We start from the raw sequence: 17,062 nt of genomic DNA, 5'->3' as shown, positions 1-17,062 counted from the left end.
GCTCATTTGAAGCAGCCCAACTGGCAGGCATGGATCTTGATCCCATGGGTGTTGCAGTACTCGCTGATATCCGATTTTGGGATTTTGTATTTTTCTGCAATCGCGAATGCCTTCGGACAGGTGATCGTTTTTGCGATCTTCTCGTCCGCAAATACCTTCTCAATCTTTTTCTCGTCCATAGTAACAGTGAAATGGGTGCTCCTTTATCATAGCATTTGCGAAACCGCATAAAAAACCGGGGCCAGCGAGGCTTTTCGTGAAGAACGGCGTATATTCCGGCATGAAGGTAGCGCTGATCAATTCCCGGCAGGATATCGCGGGATGCAACATCAGGCACCATATCGAACAGTGCCTCGCCCAAACCCCTGACGCAGGCCGGGATCAGGACCGAACCTACGAATTTTTTGAGGTGGAGGGCCGGCTTATCCACGCGGAAGGTGTCGATACCAGCATCGACGCAGATCTTGTGATCTTTCTCTCGCGGCACTCCAGCGTCAACCCGGTGCCGGTGCTCACAGTCCACGTCACCGGGAACTACCGTGACGCGGAGCTTGGGGGGAGTTCCCGTACGCTTGCCCCGGCCGCACCTGCGATGATGCATGCCGTCCTGCGGGCGCTTGCCCGGCACTGCCCGGAGGGGTACCGGGTCTCGTACGAGGTCACCCACCACGGCCCCACGGGACTTTCCCACCCCTCGTTCTTTGTCGAAATCGGGAGCACGGAAAAGGAATGGGCTGACCCGGCTGCCGGCCGGGCGGTGGCAGAGGCGGTGCTTGATGCCATGCCCCTTGCCGACGCTGTCCCGCTCGTGGGTTTTGGCGGCACGCATTACGCCGTGCGGGAAACCGAAATTGCTCTTGCGACCCGGGGGGCGTTCGGGCATATTGCCCACACCCGGGAGATCGCAACGCTTGACGGGGAAATGATACGGTCGATAATAGAAAAGAGCGGGGCTGTTGCCGCGTATATCGACAGGAAAGCGCTCGATCATGCGGCTCTCTCGCATCTTCTGGGCATTCTCGACCGGATCCCGGTCCTGCGCCTCTCGGAGAGCGAGATCGCCGCACTCGGGCATTTATCGTGGGAAACTTACTGTGCCGTGCGGGCACTGGCCCTGACCGTTTCCCCCCACGCCCGGTGCTTCATTCATGCACTGGACGGTACCGGCCCGCTTGCGGTGATTTCCCCTGACCCGCTCCTGCTTACAGAAGCAAAAAAATCAGACGAACCTGCGCTTATCCACGGTTTCGGGCCGCTTTCCGTGGTGCACCTGACGGATGAGAATAACGTTCTGCTCCCGCAATTTGTGGTTTTCAGGATCAATTCTTCGGAAATAATAAATGCTTTAAATACGTTGTGCGTAAAAATCATACGTAGTAAGGAAATCACAGCGACGGAACGTGATTGCCTGATCATCAGAAAGGTCCGGTTCGACCCCAAAAAAGCGCGCGAACTGGGAATCCCGGCCGGGCCTGCCTACCGAAAGCTTGCTCTTGGGCAGGCAGTCGAACATGATGGACGGGTAATCCTGCCGGAAATGGTATCGGTCCGTACTGAAACAAAGATCCACATCCCGGGACTGGAGAAAAATTCATGAGGTCGATTGTTGAAGAGGCACTCACAAAGGCAAGGGACGAGACTGTGTCCCCATCGCAGAATAACGAGGATCTTGATCAGATCTTAAGCGAACTCAAGACCGAGATCACCGTAATCGGTTGCGGTGGCAGCGGCTCCAACACCATCACCCGCATGATGGAAGAAGGTATCCACGGCGCAAAACTCATCGCCATCAACACGGATGCCCAGCACCTGATCCGGACCCACGCAGACCAGCGCATGCTGATCGGCCGGCAGCGGACCCGGGGCCTCGGCGCCGGTTCCATCCCGCAGATCGGGGAGGAAGCCGCGCTTGAGAACGAGCAGGATATCCGGGCTGCTGTCTCCGGCTGCGACATGATCTTTATCACGGTAGGTCTTGGTGGCGGTACCGGGACCGGCTCTGCCCCGGTCGTGGCAAAGGCCGCCCGGGAAGAAGGCGCGCTCACGATCGCGGTCGTCACCCTGCCCTTTGCCTCCGAGGGTGCGATCCGGATGGAGAACGCAGAAGCCGGCCTCGAACGCCTCCGTGATGTGGCGGATACGGTCATTGTCGTCCCGAACGACCGGCTGCTTGAAGTCGTCCCCAAGCTCCCCCTGTCAGCGGCATTCAAGGTCTCTGACGAAGTGCTCATGCGGGCGGTCAAAGGCATCACGGAACTCATCACGATGCCGGGCCTCGTGAACCTGGACTTTGCCGATGTGCGCACGGTCATGGAGCGCGGCGGTGTCGCCATGATCGGGATGGGCGAGAGTGACAGCGAGGACAAGGCAGTCGATTCGGTGAAGAAAGCGATCCGCTCACCGCTTCTCGATGTGGATATATCGGGTGCAACAGCCGCGCTCGTGAACGTTGTCGGTGGTCCGGATATGACAATGGCAGATGCCGAAGGTGTCGTGCAGGAAGTCTACTCCCGCGTCGACCCGAACGCCCGGATCATCTGGGGCGCGCAGGTCGACCCGGCGATGCAGAACAAGATGCGGACGTTATTAGTGGTCACGGGCGTACGGTCGCCACAAATATATGGTCGCAATGAGAAACTTACCCCCAAAGTACAGAAACAATATGAGATTGATTTTCTCAAGTGAGCCGTTATGGAAATTTCAAAACCTGATATCAAAATAGACGTGCACGAGGAATTATTCCGCAAATACCTCCGTGTCCTGAAACTCGCGCGCACCCCCACCCGTGAGGAGTTCACCAAGATTGCGACCGTCGCGGCAGCCGGTATTCTCGTTATCGGGCTGATCGGATTTATTATCTACCTGTTCTTCGACCACAAGACGCTCTTAGGATTCTGATCCTGGTTGCCATGACTCCGGAACCCACTCCCGCATCGCCAGCCCCATCTATACCTGCCGCTCCCGAGGTCTTCAGTAACCGGATCTTTGCGATCAAGACGACCTCCAAGCAGGAGCGGACGGTGGCGGACAATATCTTAAAGGCAATCGAGACAAGAGCGACCGATATTAAGGTCACCGCGATTATTGTCCCGAACGAACTTCAGGGGTACGTCCTTGTCGAAACGCCCGAACAGCGGAACAGGATCGAGCAGCTCGTGGAGATGATCGCTCATGCCCGCGCCCTTGCCAAGGGCCAGACGACACTTGCCGAAGTGGGTCACTTTTTGATCCCGAAACCCGTTGTAGCCGGTATCGATGAGGGTACGATTGTCGAACTGATCGCGGGACCGTTCAAGGGTGAGAAGGCTGTGGTCAAGCGCGTTGATTCCGCAAAGGAAGAGATCACGGTTGAACTGTACGAGAGTGTTGTCCCGATCCCGATCACGGTTCGCGGGGATAACGTGCGGGTCGTTGAGAAGATCAGCGATCGGTAAGCATTTTTTTTATTTGTCGGTTACCGCTAAAAAATCAGAAAAGTTTGACCCTGATACCTTTTGTGGTGCCGCCCGGGACATCAGCCCGGTTGCCATACCTTTTTTAGAGTTTCGGATGCCTGTTCGTATTCCGAGGTCTAAAAAGACCACGACATTTTAGTGGTTTTTGCCGCCACCCTGACGGTAGCAGCCTCCCGGTACGGCCATCTCAAATCGTGCCCCCTTTCCCGGCACACCGGTTTCAACAATCGTGATGCCGGTTATTGAGAGGATCTCCCGGGAGAGGGCGAGGCCAAGACCAGAATTCTTCCCGAATCCCCGTTCGAATATCTTCTCTTTTTCCCCGGCAGGGATGCCCTCGCCATCATCCTCACAGACAAGGATCCGGTTTTCATTATTCTCCTTTACAAAGAACCGGATGGTCATGATCTTCCCTCCGTGTCGCACCGCGTTGTCCGTCAGGTTGTAGATGACTTTCGCGATGAGCGGGTCGGCGAATACTTCCGTGCCTGAGGGAAGGTCATTTTTCACCGTGATCTGTCCGAGCGAGGTTTGCTTTACCACAGCATCCACGAGTGCGTGCGTGTCCTGCCATTCGGGAGCCGTGACCCCAATCTTTTCGTAGTCTTTCATGAACTGGATCATGGCGGAGATACGCTGTACAGCGGCGTTGATCTTCCGGAAATATTCGCCAGACAAGGTGTCCGGTTGCATGTTTTCGACGAGTGTAAGATAACCTTTCAATACCGTCAGCTGGTTGTTGATGTCGTGCCGGGTGATTCCGGAGAGGAGCGTGAGTTTCCGGTTTGCCTGGCGCAATGCCTCATCAGCCTGCTTGCGCCCGGTGATGTTCCTGCTGATACCCAGGACCCCGATGAGTCGCCCGTCGCTTGCTCGGACGGGTGTCTTGATGGTCTCCAGAACTTCCCTGTGCCCGTCGTTTGCAAACGTAATCTCCTCTTCGTTTGCCGTGGGGCCCCCGGCCGCAAGGGCTGCTTTGTCATGGTGTCGGAAGAAGTCGCCCTGGTCTTTTTCCATGAAGTCGTAGTCTGTCTTCCCGACAATGTCCCTCTCTGCTGCGCCAAAGAAATTCCCGAAGCGCCGGTTACAGGACAGGTAAATCCCCTCGGGATCCTTGAGCCAGACCAGATCGGGAAGGGTGTCAATCAATGTCCGCAGTTGCGCTTCGCTCCCCCTCAGGGCTTCCTCCGCCCGTTTGCGCTCGGTGATATCTTCAAAAATGGTGGCAAAACTGCCTTTGTACGGGCGATATGCCGAAATCGAGAAATGCTTTGCCAATGAGGGGAACCAGGTTTCAAAGACTTCCGGTTCTCCGGTCAGGGCAACCCGTGCATAGATATCCAGATAGGGTGGCTCGGCTACGCCATATACTTCCCTGCTCGTCTTCCCGATGACATTATCTTCGGAAATGCCAAGCTGCCTCCCGAATGCAGGATTGGTTTGAATAAAGACATAATCCACCGGGACTCCCTGGTCGTTATACGTGAGTTCATGGAGGGCTGCACCTTCAATCATATGCTCGTAGAGGGAATGGAATTTAGCCTCACTCTGCCGAAGTACCTTCTCTGCCTGCTCACGTTCTGTTGCATCCCGGATGGTGCCGATAAATGCTTTGACAGAACCGTCAGGGTTTTTCATGGGCACGATGGTAATAAGGGTGTTTAAGATGGTCCCGTCCCGTTTCCTGAACTGAATCGGCCGCTCTTTGATATATCCGTCCCGTTCAACGAGCGCAATGAACCCCGCCCGTTCTTCCGGGTGCGCATAGGTGGAAGCAATGTCAATCCCGAATGCTTCTTCGCGACTTTTACACCCGAGTCTCTCCATTAAGCGATCGTTAAAATCGATATATCGCCCCTCCGGTGAAGTGATAAATACACTGTCGAGTGTGGTCCTGAAAAACTGGCGGTACCGTTCATCGCTCTCCCTCAATCGCTCTTCGGTTTTCCTGCGTTCCGTGGCATCCGTTATGGCACCAATAATCCTGACTACCGTGCCTCTGTCATCATGGATCGCATGTGCCCGGTCGCACCAGTACCGGTCGGTTCCGTCCCGGGTCAGCACGCGGTATTCTTCATCGAACGGTTCACCGGTATGGCGGGAGCGATCAAGAGCATGGATAACCCGGTCCCGGTCGTCTGCATGAATAATGCCCTCCCAAGCTTCAATGGTACGCGGAAATGCGCCGGGTGCATACCCCAGAAGGGTGTCGATATCCCCGAACCACTGCAGGCTGCCGGCGCTGATATCCCAGTCCCAGACAATATCAGTAATCGACTGAGTCACGATCCGGTACCGTTCCTCGCTCTCCCTGAGTGCATTCTCTGCAAGTTTACGCTCGGTGATATCGATGATAAAGTTCAGTGTGGCTGGGCGCCCGTCCCATATGATGGCAACAGCACTCAGTTCAGCCCACCAGACCTCCCCTTCCTTCCGGTATAACCGGAAGGAATAGCGGGAGGGAATGGTCTCCCCGTCTATCCGTTTTTTGAACCGATCGAGCAGCATCTCGCGATCGTCCGGATGAACGAACCTGGTGAATGGCTGGTTGAGCAGTTCTTCTTCTGAATACCCGGATAATTCGATTGTTCGCGGATTCGCCATTCGGAGCAGGCCGTCCTGCACAACGTAGATCGCTTCGTTCGCATGTTCGATCAGGTGGCGATAGTCATATTCGCTTTTTTTCAGGGCCTGATCCGCACGTTTCTCCGAGACCGCATGGCGGATCTTGTGGGCCAGTTCGGCGAACTGCGACGTGGGGTCACCGCCTTTCTGGAGGTAGAAGTCGGCGCCGCAGTTGAGTGCCTCGATGACCACTTCTTCGCGGCCTTTGCCGGTGAAGATAATAAACGGGGTGGTCATGCCCTGCGCACGGAGCGTTTTTAAAAAAGTGATGCCGTCCATCTCCGGCATCTGGTAATCGGAAACAATCGCGTCATACGATATGGATTTCAGATGATGGATGGCCTCGTGTGCGGACGTGACGGTATCGACCGTAAATGTCCGGTCGTTCTCAAGGAAGAGTCGGCCTATCTCCAGGAGAGCCGGGTCGTCATCGACATAGAGGACATGATGCCTCGCGATCGTCTGGTGATTGTCGTGCATCAATTTGAAACTATATATTTGTGATTGTTATATGGCTGTCGCTTTCGTTCGAGAACGCCCTGCCGACGTATGGTTCAGATGTTGCGGATGGCCATCGTGCCGGGAGAATGAGGTTCGTTTCCCCCATAAAACCACTTTAATATTGTCCATGTCAAAATATTCATCCTGGTTACAGGCTCTGCGCAGGGTAATTCGAGGTATTCCCCGTGAGAACCGGATACTTGCCGACCCGGGGCAGTTGTACCTCGTGGCCGGGCGGGACAAAGATGCCCGAAACAAAGATGAGCGGGAGCCGGATGAGGCTGGTTGAGCATCACAATGTTCGAAAGATTGTCCGTTGTCGGCGATGCGAGCAGGGTGCCGGGCGCAAGCAAACGCGCTCGATTCCGGCACGAAACCTAAAGGCGAGGAGCCCGGCGTTTGCGATGGGGAGGTGGGGAGGGTCGTGCATGATCCGGGCGTGATCCCTGGCTTTTCACTCAATCCCTGCCTTTTGTCTCACCCCGTCTTCCCCACCGATATTTGTAGCATTCAAACCAGAGAACACTCCCCACACCGGCCAACGTACATACCAGAAGATCAACAAATGACACGCTGCCGAACCTGAAGAGATCCTGGAGTACCGGGATTGAGAGGACAAGGATCAGGGCGATTATTGTCCCTGCAAATACCCAGCGCATCGCCTTGTTGGGTGTGCGCACTGTGGCAATGATGGTATCAGACCAGGACCGGTTAGTCAGGATCAGGCAGAGATTCGCAATGACGATGGTCGTGAAGGTAAGTGTCCTCACCTCTGCCTCCCCCAGACCCCGGCCAAGTGCATTCACGTACACCCCCAGGACCACTGCCAGCACGACAAATCCCTGGAGGAGGCTGAGCGCAAGGATCTTTTTTGTAAAAAGCCCATCGTCTTTATGCCGGGGCGGGCGATCCATCACGTCCTTCTCGTCTTTTTCCGATTCAAACACGATCGAGCAGGCCGGGTCGATAATCAGTTCGAGGAAAACAATATGGATCGGCAACAGGACGAGAGGCATATTGAAGAGCACGGGGATGAGAGACATACCTGCAATCGGTATATGGACGGAGAAGATGTACGCCATCGCTTTTTTCAGGTTATCGAAGATCCGCCGGCCGAGACGCACTGCTGCCACGATGGATGTGAAGTTATCATCGAGCAAAACAAGCGAGGATGCTTCCCGTGCCACATCCGTCCCCCGTCCCCCCATGGCAATCCCGATATCCGCCGATTTGAGGGCAGGGGCATCGTTCACGCCATCGCCGGTCATCGCGACAACATCTCCCTCGGATTTGAGGGCATTGACTATCCTCAGTTTCTGTTCCGGTACCACCCGGGCAAAGATACTGGCCGACCGGATCCGCTTCCGGAGTTCCACCTCGCTCATCGCATCAAGCTCAGTGCCGGTGATGCAGGTGCCGGAATCATCAAGTCCAATCTGCTGTGCGATATTCATTGCCGTCAGCGGGTAATCCCCGGTAATCATGATCACCCGGATTCCTGCCGTGCGGCACTCGGCAATCGCCTCTGCTACCTGCGGGCGGACCGGGTCTGCAAATCCCACAAGGCCGACAAACGTGAACGTAAAATCATGCTGTCCGTCAGGAAGATCAGAACGGGTGAACGATGCTTTTGCCACACCAAGGACACGAAGTCCCTTTACCGCCATGGTGTTGATATCTGCTGTAAGGGCCTGCTGTTTCGTCTCATCAAAATGGCACAGGTCTGCTATTGCCTCAGGCGCCCCTTTTGCCGCAATAATATAGTCATGACCTCCAGGAGAACGCCAGACGTTTGACATTGCAAGAAGTTCAGGGGAAAGCGGATATTCTGTAATGAGCTCCCAGCCGGAATGGATGTGTTCAGTCCTCCCAAAATCCCCTTCCCGAAGCTGGAGCAATGCCTTTTCCATGGGATCGAAGGGATCTTTTTTACAGGCAAGAATGGCAAACTCGGCCAGTTCATGACAGATATCAGGTACCGAATTTTTACCCGTAGCGTCGTGGTCGCAGAACTGTCCGCCGGCAAAAAAGGACCGGACGGTCATCCGGTTCTCGGTGAGAGTGCCCGTCTTGTCGACGCATAGCACGGTTGCCGAACCCAGTGTTTCTATTGCGGGCACCTGCCGGGTCAGCACATTTTTCCTGGAAATCCTCCACGCTCCCAGTGCGAGAAAGACTGTCAGGACAACGGGGAATTCCTCGGGCAGGATTGCCATCGCGAGCGTTATGCCTGCAAGGAGCCCTTCGATCCAGTTGAACCGTGTCAGCCCGTACACGACAACAATGATACTGCACAGGAAGATGCCAACGATGGCGATTGACCGGACGATCCATGAAATTTCCCCTTTGAGCCGGGTCTCGCTCCGCTCCACGGTTTGCAGGACGGTGCCGATCTTTCCCATCTCGGTCCGGGCACCCGTAGATCTGACTTCTGCCAAGCCCTGGCCCTGCACGACCAGTGTTCCGGACCAGACAAATGGCAGGTCGTCACCACCGGGCCGCTCCGGGTGCGAACCGGACGTCCCGGCAATTTTCCGGACCGGGATCGATTCCCCGGTCAGGAGCGATTCATCGACCGTTACATTGTTCGCGGAGATGAGGACAGCGTCAGCCGGCACCCGGTCGCCTTCGACAAGGATGAGCATATCTCCGGTAACAACTTCGCGGCCTGCAATCCGTTTGTGTTTACCTTCGCGGATTACCAGGGCCCGGGGGCTGGAGAGCATTCGCAGCGCGTCGAGGGCCCGCCCGGTCTTCTGCTCCTGGTATACCGTAATGCCGATAATGACAACCACAAAACTCATCAGCATAAGGGCCTCGGTCACATCGCCGAGTACAAAATAGACAAGACCGCTCGCGACGAGCAGGATGAACATCGGCTCTTTTACAACTTCAAAGATAATGCCGAAGATGCCGTGTTTTTGCGGTTCAGGGAGTTCATTGTACCCTTCGGTCCGGAGCTTTTCGGCAACTTCAGTTTCTGACAAACCTTTGACTGATCCTATGTCAAGTGATGGCACGAGGGCACTCCTGTCTTTCCGGGCAATTGCGTGTCATGTATGATGTCCATCGCGATTTTTCCTGGTGTGAGTATTCTATTTGCAGGCCGGCACCATGTCGTCCGCATTTCATCATTAAAATGGGATATTTATAAATGTGGTGAAATAAGGGATCCGATGGAAATATAATATCCCGGGATTCCAGTATACCAGTTTTTTCAAGTTGCTGCAGGTATTCAGCTGAGTGCGGACATACATCCACTTCAACCGGGGGCCTCCGGGTCCGGGGGGATTTTTGGGTCGGGCCATATATTTTGATGAGATCTCCCGGCATCATTTTGGTCGTTCCCGGTGTGGCGATCCAGACTGTTTTATGACAGAGAAATTTGTGATACAATGTTCCGGATTGCAACGATCACGCAACCGCACCGCATAAGAAATGTGTGTCCGACCCCCTCCATGATGCAGTTGCAATGGGGCAGGAATTGTAAATTTTTTACGACGAGAGTTTTCCCTTTTTATACATCCTCCTTGTGAATGGGGGGTCAGACCGGGAAAAATGTTGGGCAGGGGAGAGCCCCGATACTGCTGTCATTCCGGCACAAACCGTCTCAAGAGATCCGGGCTTTTTTCGTTCAGCGAAATTTAATAATCCCTTTATCGATGCAGGTGCAACGCCCATGCATGGAACCGGCCCCGGCAGGTATTCCCGTTCACGGGTATACGCTCCTGATTGTTTCAATCGCGCTCGCTAATTTTATGGCGGCATTTGATTCTACCATTGTCACCATCGCGCTTCCCGTGATTGCTAAGATCTTTTCCCTCCCCGCATCGATGGCGAGCTGGGTAATTACCGTTTACGTGCTGGTCATGGCCGCATGCGTGCTCGTCTTCGGCAAACTCTCCGATGTGATCGGGTACAAAAAAGTGTTCCTGTACGGTTTTGCTCTATTTACTGTCGCATCGTTCGCTTGCGGATTTCTCCCGGAATTCGTCAGCTCATTTCCTGTCTTTTTGGCCTCGCGTGCCGTCCAGGCCGTCGGCGCCGTCATGTTCGTGTCGGTCGGCCCGGCCATGATCACCGCGTATGTTCCTCTTGAGCGGAAAGGTAAAGCGATGGGTATGACCTTTGCATTTGCGGCCCTCGGGATGACCCTTGCACCGGTGGTCGGCGGACTGCTCACGCAGTACCTCTCCTGGAACTGGATCTTTTACATCAACATCCCGATCGGGATTTTTGCGCTCCTCCTCGGGGCGAAGGTGATCCCGGCGTCGGAGGGCCACAGGCAGCTGGCCCCCGGCTTTGACCGGGCAGGTGCCGTGCTTATCGCGGTCGGGCTTGCATCCCTGCTCTATGCCCTGTCGGAAGGGCAGTCAGCCGGGTGGACCGACCCGGTAATTCTTGGATGCCTGGCTGTTGCGATTCTCGCGCTGTGTGCCTTTGTCCGGTGCGAACTTACCACCGCCGACCCCCTGCTCGACCTGCGCCTCTTACAACAGAAAAATTTCTTCCTGACAAACATGGCGATCGTTCTTGTGATCGTCGCGAATGTCGGGATACTCTACCTCTTTCCCTTCTATCTCCAGCTCGTGCAGGGGTACAGCCCTTCGGTTGCCGGGCTGATATTCACGTCGCTCTCGGTTGCGGTTATGGCCGGGGGGATCCTGGGCGGGCAGTTCTATAATCGTGCCGGGGGGCGTCGGATCAACATCGTTTCCGGGATCCTGGTCCTTGCAGGATATATCCTCCTGACCGGCATCCGGCCGGATTCCCCAATCTGGTTTGTGATCCTCTGCCTGGCCCTGACAGGTTTTGGTTTTGGCATGCTCCTGACCTCGGCATCGACTATGACGATGACTGCGGTCCCGAAAAAGTATCAGGGCATGGTATCAGGGTTCATCTGCCTTGAGCGGTTCGCACCGCTGACTCTTGGGATAGCCCTATTTACCATTGCATTTGTCGGGGGGATGAACGCGTTTGCGCCCGGCAGCGGGGTTGCATCGGAGGCTCTCGTGACTATCCAGACCGACGTGCTCGTGGCCGGGTTCGGACAGGCATTCCTGTTCGGGTGCCTCGTCAGCGTTGTCCTCCTCGCGGTTGCCATTCTTGCACGGCAGGAGGTTCATCCGGATTACCGGCCGGTGCCGGGCGGGATGGGGACTCAAAAGAAGGACTGATACACGGGCATTTCGGAAAGATAGAGCAGTGGCGACCGGTCGCTCATGCGTACTGTACCACGGCAAGGATCTGATCCCGGATGAGCGGGTGCAGGGATCGTTTGATGACGAGATCGACCGTGTGGTGGAGCCGGGCCTCAAGGTAATCCGTAAGATCGACCAGTTCCCACCCGATGGGCCGGCCCAGTTCCACGATAATGTCGATGTCGCTCGTTTGGGTCGCCTCGCCCCGGGCGTAGGAGCCGAACACGCCAATAGACGTGACGCCGTACTTCTCCCGGATCTCCGGCAGGCATTCCCGAAGAATAGCCTGTATCTCATGAGCCGACATCGTGTTCATTTTAACAGATGATGGTGTTCCACGTAAAAAAAGGCATGGGCGATCCTGGGGGGCTTTTAATCATTACGGGATTATGAGGGGGTTGCATGGGTACAAAGTGGTCCGCAGGCCCCGGAAATTTAAAAAATTTCCCCCACTGACCCCCATCAGCGGCCCTGCTTTTTTGCCCGGATCCTGACCGGGTTTCGTGAAGATTTTACGAGAGATGATTAAACGGGATAACGGGGCCGTTGTGTGGGAAAATAGAGATAGGGGGTCAGTGGGGGAAAAGTGCCGGGCCATAAAGAGATTACCTGTTTCATGAAGTGCGGATGGAGACTGTAATGAGGGATGCTTCAAAGCACGACAAAGATTATCCATTGCTGGTTCGAACAGATAAGATAGCCAAAAGGGGGGAAAGGATGCATCTCAAAGTTATGATGACCAAAGGAGAGGATGGCTGGTATGTTGTCACTGTGCCCACCCTTCCCGGTTGCATTTCTCAAGGGAGGACTCTCAAGGAGGCAAAGCACAATATCAAAGAGGCAATCTCCCTTTACCTTGAACCTGACGATGAAATCATACCCGTGAAAGGAGCACGGGTCGTCGAGGTTGCGGTTTGAGTCATCTCCCCCTAATTTCCGGGGACAAGGCAGTTCAGGCACTTTCCAGGGCCGGTTTTGTATTCGTGCGCCAGAAGGGCAGCCATGTACGCATGAAAAAACAGATGACCGATACAACACTGAACGTCACGATCCCGCTCCATGATGAACTCGATCGAATGACGTTACGTTCTATTATCAAGGCTGCCGAATTATCGGAAGACGAATTCATACAGTTGTTATGAGTGCGGGTATCCCCCGGTCATGGGGAAAACGTTCTGTTGTTTCTTTTAAAAAAGAAAATCAAAACCTCACCGGGAGCTTTCCTTTTTCCCGTGTGCAAGAACTGCCGCAATATATTTGTCAGGATCTTTTTCCAGCCACTGCTTTCTCTCCTTTGTATAGTCGCCGCTTCCCTGATCGTAAATCTGGAGGACTTGAACCGCATTGTCCGTGCAAGTATTATCAGGAATTTCCGAATTGTTGCCCGGTTGGTCGCTCATGCGTACTGTACCTCGGCAAGGATCTGATCCCTGATCAGCGGGTGCAGGGATCGTTTGATGACGAGATCGACCGTGTGGTGAAGCCGGGCCTCAAGGTAATCTGTGAGATCGACCAATTCCCACCCGATAGGCCGGCCCAGCTCCACGATAATGTCGATGTCGCTCGTTTGGGTCGCCTCGCCCCGGGCGTAGGAGCCGAACACGCCAATAGACGTGACGCCGTACTTCTCCCGGATCTCCGGCAGGCATTCCCGGAGAATGGCCTGTATCTCATGAGCCGACATCATGTTCATTTTAACAGATGATGGTGTTCCACGTAAAAAAAGGCATGGGCGATCCTGGGGGGCTTTCGGCCATGACGGGATGGGGGGGTCGCATGGGTACAATCTGATCCGGGGCATCCGGGCATAGCTGAGCATATCACATCAGGAAAATAGTGCTTAAGTGAACCGAATGCCCCAGCAATTTACAAAATTACCCCCTCCGATCCCCCTCAGGGGTCCTGCATTTTTACCCGGATTCTGGCCGGGTTCCGAGCAGATTTTACGAGAGAGAATTAAGTGATATTGTAGGGCCGGGATGCAGGAATGGGGGAAAAGTGCCGGGGCGAGACCCGGGAAGAAGCACTTGCCAATATCAAAGAGGCGATCGAGCTCGTTTTAGAAGTCCGGCGGGAGGAACTGCACAAAAAGACGCCTGCCGCCCGCGAGGGAAGACAGGGGTCGGATAGGGGGGAGAAGTATGATGCTGAAGTGTGGCGCCCATTATAGTTAGATCCTGCCCAATCTCTGTCAGATTCGATCTAATAAACGATAGACTTTTGATGTTCAATGATATCCTGCGCATTCCTGTTGAGGGTGTCCAGAAGCGTATTGTCTTCTTCCCCTACCCACCATAAGTCCCAGATTCCTGCATCGGTACCCTGCCGATAGGCAAAGATCAACCCGCTCTCCCCGCATCCCGTGTCGGTGCGGTTCCCGGTTTTTGTCTGCAGCAGGACGGTGAATTCATCTGCCGTGATATTCATGCATTCCGCTGATATGTTGTTATAGCAATACCGGCCGGATACATTATCGGCCGCTATGACTGCCGCATACCGGTAATCCCGTTTCTCGATCTGAAATTCATCGTAAGAACGATGACATTTTATTTGAGATTTGATTGACTGGAGAACTGCGGTCATATTATCCAGAAGCGGAGCATATTCAACCTGATCCTTAAATATCCGGTATGTGGCGTTGATGTCAGGGTCATATATTTCGAGATAGGTTTCATTTAAACGGCGTTCATTCTTTGCGGTTACTGAAACGATAGCTTGCGTATGGTTTTCCGGAATGATTTCCGGAGAACCGGGACGATATGGCGTTTCGTGTTTATCCAGATAGGTAAAGATAGTAAAAACCAGGCCGCAACACATGAGGACTGCAATCACTATTACAAAGCAGTTTCTTTTGCGCATTGTACTCCCGTTTCAAAAATTATTTTGATATCTTTTAATTATTTGGCTGCAGGAATTGAGGGTTCAAGTGTCGGGATCGCAGGGATATACTCAATTAACTCCTGGGATTCATTAGAACTTCCGAGTTTTCCTTCAAAGACATAGACCGGCAGGAACTGACTCTGCTCCTCCATCGCTGAAGCTTCATAGTACGCCAAGTAAATTTTTGTGATTTCTGCAGTACTGGAATCATTGGTTGAAACACTCGAAATTCCATGTTCTTTGAAGTTTTCGAATGCCTTTTCCGGAGTTATAATGGACTTCTTTTCCTGGGGTGTATAGTCTCTCCATAATTTGTACATCTGGATCACATCACCACCATTGCCAATATCAACGGATAATTTCGAACCTGCTCCGACAACAGGGAGTCCATCAATGCTCCTTTTAAAAGATACCTGTATTGCCTCATAGGGAATGCCGGTTGTTTTCCCGTTTGAATCCAAAGCGAGCACTTGCGGATGGTACACCCGGGACAGTACAGCATCGTCAGGCATCAGATCTGATTTTGTCAGATATTCTGATGCAAGTTTTACTGCTTCCGCATCGGTGGGAAGCTGACCGGGTATATCTTTCCCGTTTATCATATTCCATCGTGAATTATCGATGAATGCAATCCTACCCGATTTTTCATGAATTTCGAGGATGTAAGGATCATTGGAGAGTACAAATTCATTTGCAGCCTCTTTTATAGAACCGGCAACTCCGATCTTTGTTCCCAAAGCCGTAAAAGATTCTTTTGAAATGCTGGGTTTTTCAGCTTGGTAGACCATCACTTGTTCAGGAACCACAGGGAATGAAGTTTGTAATACAAATGATACGTTATTATTTTGAATCCCTTTTGAAGGTCCAAGATCGATGATATCTTTTTGAGGGGAATCTTTTACATCACCAAACAAAGGCAATGCGATTGCGTAAAGTGCACTTAACGCGATGACAACAAATACTGCAAGTCCAAGAATCATTTTTTTCATTTTGGCACCTCGTTAACAAGAATACCGCTGGTACAGGAATGAAGTTCCGGGAGTGCCTTGACTGCCATGCCCATACACATAATCACTCCAACAGCCCTCTTTGGCAAGTGCTGCCGCATAAGTCGATGAGAATGGTTCTGTATCGGCTGCCGCCATGAACCACGCAGTAATAACCGGTTGAGTGGTCAATGTCCCATCCATACGGCTTGCAAAGTTACTACCACGATCTGACGGATCATGTGTGACAGTATCAAATCCAACGATTGAATGTATCCCCCCGAAGGCGGTATACCAATTTGAAACGCCGGATTGTTTGAGAACTTCACATGCATCTAATGCAACCCAGACGAGGTGGGTGTTCCCCCAAAGTGCATCACTGTAACTTAAGAGGGTGTCGTCATTGTTCGTTCTGAAACGAATACCGCTGGGTATACCGTGACCTGAAAAGAATCCGAAATACGCGTTGTCCATATAACTATTATCAACGCCGCCATGACTGGGATCCTTCCAATGTCTCTCCATAGCGTTATCATCGCCGTTGATGAAATTACCAATCCACGAAGAATCTCCTCCCAGTTCATAATAGAAACCTTGGGCATTCTCGTCACTGTGTTGTAAATCACCAAGTCCCGTGCCTTGGTAATTGGTTACCCATTCTGCACTGACGCCATAATACGCACTTACAGCACTGACAAGCGCGATCAGGAGCAGGATGACTCCTGCAACCCGAATAGTTGATATATTTTTCATCTGTTGCATGCCTCCTTTCTTTCGCTCCGCTCGCTGGCACGGGAAATCTGCATACGCAAAACTCTTCACGCCACCGGGCGTTGTTCGGGGTCCCACAGGATGTGACTGGGATCAGGGTGAGATCTCTGGAATACCATCAGGGTATTCGCATACAGGCCTTTAGTGACAGTATGATATATGATTTCTGTCCACATCCTCAAACTGCCAGTTTGATGATTTGGACAGAAAATTCAAGCGATGTTCCCCAAAACAGACACTCCATGTCGAAAAGACTGGGATTGGTTGCGACGATGCTTCTGGTGATGGCATCATGCGCAGTTGTATCGGCATATGAACAGAGTCCTGCTATCGGGAATGGAAACTATACTATTGAACCGGTGCACAATACCGGCATAAATCCGATAAGTATCCAGTCCGTCTATGCCTCGATTACTCAAGGTTCGACGAACTGGCCCCCGAATACCGTTTCATCCTACATCACATCAATGAATGTGGACCTGAACTGGGGAAATTCTGCGAATTCGCTTCGGCTGAAGATATATTCTCCCGATGGGTATATATTCGGACCCTACTATGACAGTTTCGATGGAGCCAGCAATGGTCGTATCAATTTGAACATAATAAACTCCAACGGACTGGCTCAGGGAACCTGGCGTTATGA

The 17,062-nt window shown here is 53.1% G+C and carries 18 protein-coding genes; 9 read left to right on the top strand and 9 right to left on the bottom strand.

The genetic code is table 11. The annotated features are described in order from the left end of the window. Positions 1–2: 2 nt before the first annotated feature. Positions 3–179, bottom strand: a complete 177-nt coding sequence (locus WCX19_RS02310) for a hypothetical protein (RefSeq protein WP_373004392.1) — start codon at positions 177–179, stop codon at positions 3–5. A 77-nt stretch (positions 180–256) separates the two neighbouring features. Here WCX19_RS02310 and WCX19_RS02305 point away from each other — a divergent pair, with 77 nt between their 5' ends. From WCX19_RS02305 to WCX19_RS02290, 4 genes are read left to right on the top strand one after another with little or no spacing between them, the layout of a single operon-like run. Beyond that, on the top strand, positions 257–1,597 hold the full coding sequence (locus tag WCX19_RS02305; RefSeq protein ID WP_373004389.1) for a D-aminoacyl-tRNA deacylase: 1,341 nt from the start codon (positions 257–259) through the stop codon (positions 1,595–1,597). Continuing rightward, a complete protein-coding gene (ftsZ, locus tag WCX19_RS02300) occupies positions 1,594–2,685 on the top strand; it encodes a cell division protein FtsZ (protein WP_373004385.1) in 1,092 nt (363 codons plus the stop codon). The genes WCX19_RS02305 and ftsZ overlap by 4 nt, the downstream gene beginning before the upstream one ends. A gap of 6 nt (positions 2,686–2,691) precedes the next feature. Beyond that, positions 2,692–2,898 (top strand): protein translocase SEC61 complex subunit gamma, encoded by a 207-nt coding sequence (locus WCX19_RS02295; protein WP_373004382.1) that lies wholly within the window; start codon positions 2,692–2,694, stop codon positions 2,896–2,898. An 11-nt stretch (positions 2,899–2,909) separates the two neighbouring features. After that, positions 2,910–3,434, top strand: coding sequence for a transcription elongation factor Spt5 (locus WCX19_RS02290; RefSeq protein WP_373004379.1), 525 nt, complete (start codon positions 2,910–2,912; stop codon positions 3,432–3,434). Positions 3,435–3,590: 156 nt separating this feature from the next. Here the strand turns inward: WCX19_RS02290 and WCX19_RS02285 are convergent, their stop codons facing one another. Continuing rightward, complete coding sequence (locus WCX19_RS02285) at positions 3,591–6,560, bottom strand: PAS domain S-box protein (protein WP_373004375.1); 2,970 nt, start codon at positions 6,558–6,560, stop codon at positions 3,591–3,593. 148 nt (positions 6,561–6,708) lie between these two features. Between WCX19_RS02285 and WCX19_RS02280 the strand changes: the two genes are divergently transcribed. Continuing rightward, positions 6,709–6,870 (top strand): hypothetical protein, encoded by a 162-nt coding sequence (locus WCX19_RS02280; protein WP_373004372.1) that lies wholly within the window; start codon positions 6,709–6,711, stop codon positions 6,868–6,870. A gap of 169 nt (positions 6,871–7,039) precedes the next feature. On the opposite strand, the gene WCX19_RS02275 is transcribed toward WCX19_RS02280, so the two are convergent. Continuing rightward, positions 7,040–9,601, bottom strand: coding sequence for a cation-translocating P-type ATPase (locus tag WCX19_RS02275; protein WP_373004369.1), 2,562 nt, complete (start codon positions 9,599–9,601; stop codon positions 7,040–7,042). 663 nt (positions 9,602–10,264) lie between these two features. Here WCX19_RS02275 and WCX19_RS02270 point away from each other — a divergent pair. Further along, positions 10,265–11,758 carry an MFS transporter gene (locus WCX19_RS02270; protein ID WP_373004366.1) on the top strand — a complete coding sequence of 498 codons (1,494 nt, stop codon included), beginning with the start codon at positions 10,265–10,267 and terminating at the stop codon, positions 11,756–11,758. A gap of 43 nt (positions 11,759–11,801) precedes the next feature. Here the strand turns inward: WCX19_RS02270 and WCX19_RS02265 are convergent, their stop codons facing one another. Then, positions 11,802–12,098 carry a nucleotidyltransferase family protein gene (locus WCX19_RS02265; protein WP_373004363.1) on the bottom strand — a complete coding sequence of 99 codons (297 nt, stop codon included), beginning with the start codon at positions 12,096–12,098 and terminating at the stop codon, positions 11,802–11,804. Positions 12,099–12,409: 311 nt separating this feature from the next. On the opposite strand from WCX19_RS02265, the gene WCX19_RS02260 reads away from it, so the two are divergent. Beyond that, a complete protein-coding gene (locus WCX19_RS02260; RefSeq protein ID WP_373004360.1) occupies positions 12,410–12,700 on the top strand; it encodes a type II toxin-antitoxin system HicB family antitoxin in 291 nt (96 codons plus the stop codon). Further along, entirely contained in the window at positions 12,697–12,924 is a 228-nt protein-coding gene (locus WCX19_RS02255) for a type II toxin-antitoxin system HicA family toxin (RefSeq protein WP_373004357.1), read from the top strand. Before WCX19_RS02260 ends, WCX19_RS02255 begins: the two co-directional genes overlap by 4 nt. A 66-nt stretch (positions 12,925–12,990) precedes the next feature. Here the strand turns inward: WCX19_RS02255 and WCX19_RS02250 are convergent, their stop codons facing one another. Beyond that, positions 12,991–13,182, bottom strand: a complete 192-nt coding sequence (locus WCX19_RS02250; protein ID WP_373004355.1) for a hypothetical protein — start codon at positions 13,180–13,182, stop codon at positions 12,991–12,993. Further along, a complete protein-coding gene (locus tag WCX19_RS02245) occupies positions 13,179–13,475 on the bottom strand; it encodes a nucleotidyltransferase family protein (RefSeq protein ID WP_373004352.1) in 297 nt (98 codons plus the stop codon). Before WCX19_RS02245 ends, WCX19_RS02250 begins: the two co-directional genes overlap by 4 nt. 294 nt (positions 13,476–13,769) lie before the next feature. Between WCX19_RS02245 and WCX19_RS02240 the strand changes: the two genes are divergently transcribed. After that, positions 13,770–13,952, top strand: coding sequence for a type II toxin-antitoxin system HicB family antitoxin (locus WCX19_RS02240; protein WP_373004349.1), 183 nt, complete (start codon positions 13,770–13,772; stop codon positions 13,950–13,952). 32 nt (positions 13,953–13,984) lie between these two features. Here the strand turns inward: WCX19_RS02240 and WCX19_RS02235 are convergent, their stop codons facing one another. The 3 genes from WCX19_RS02235 to WCX19_RS02225 are packed head-to-tail and all read right to left on the bottom strand — an operon-like array spanning position 13,985 to position 16,410. Further along, positions 13,985–14,641, bottom strand: coding sequence for a hypothetical protein (locus WCX19_RS02235; RefSeq protein ID WP_373004346.1), 657 nt, complete (start codon positions 14,639–14,641; stop codon positions 13,985–13,987). A 38-nt stretch (positions 14,642–14,679) separates the two neighbouring features. Continuing rightward, positions 14,680–15,651, bottom strand: a complete 972-nt coding sequence (locus WCX19_RS02230) for a hypothetical protein (protein ID WP_373004344.1) — start codon at positions 15,649–15,651, stop codon at positions 14,680–14,682. Between the two features lie 12 nt (positions 15,652–15,663). Next, positions 15,664–16,410 carry a DUF6345 domain-containing protein gene (locus WCX19_RS02225; RefSeq protein WP_373004341.1) on the bottom strand — a complete coding sequence of 249 codons (747 nt, stop codon included), beginning with the start codon at positions 16,408–16,410 and terminating at the stop codon, positions 15,664–15,666. Between the last annotated feature and the right edge of the window lie 652 nt (positions 16,411–17,062).

The sequence above is a fragment of the Methanoregula sp. genome (assembly GCF_041663825.1).
GTDB lineage: Archaea > Halobacteriota > Methanomicrobia > Methanomicrobiales > Methanospirillaceae > Methanoregula.
Note: the sequence above shows the minus strand (reverse complement) of the source record. Positions and strands in the feature narration are given on the sequence as shown.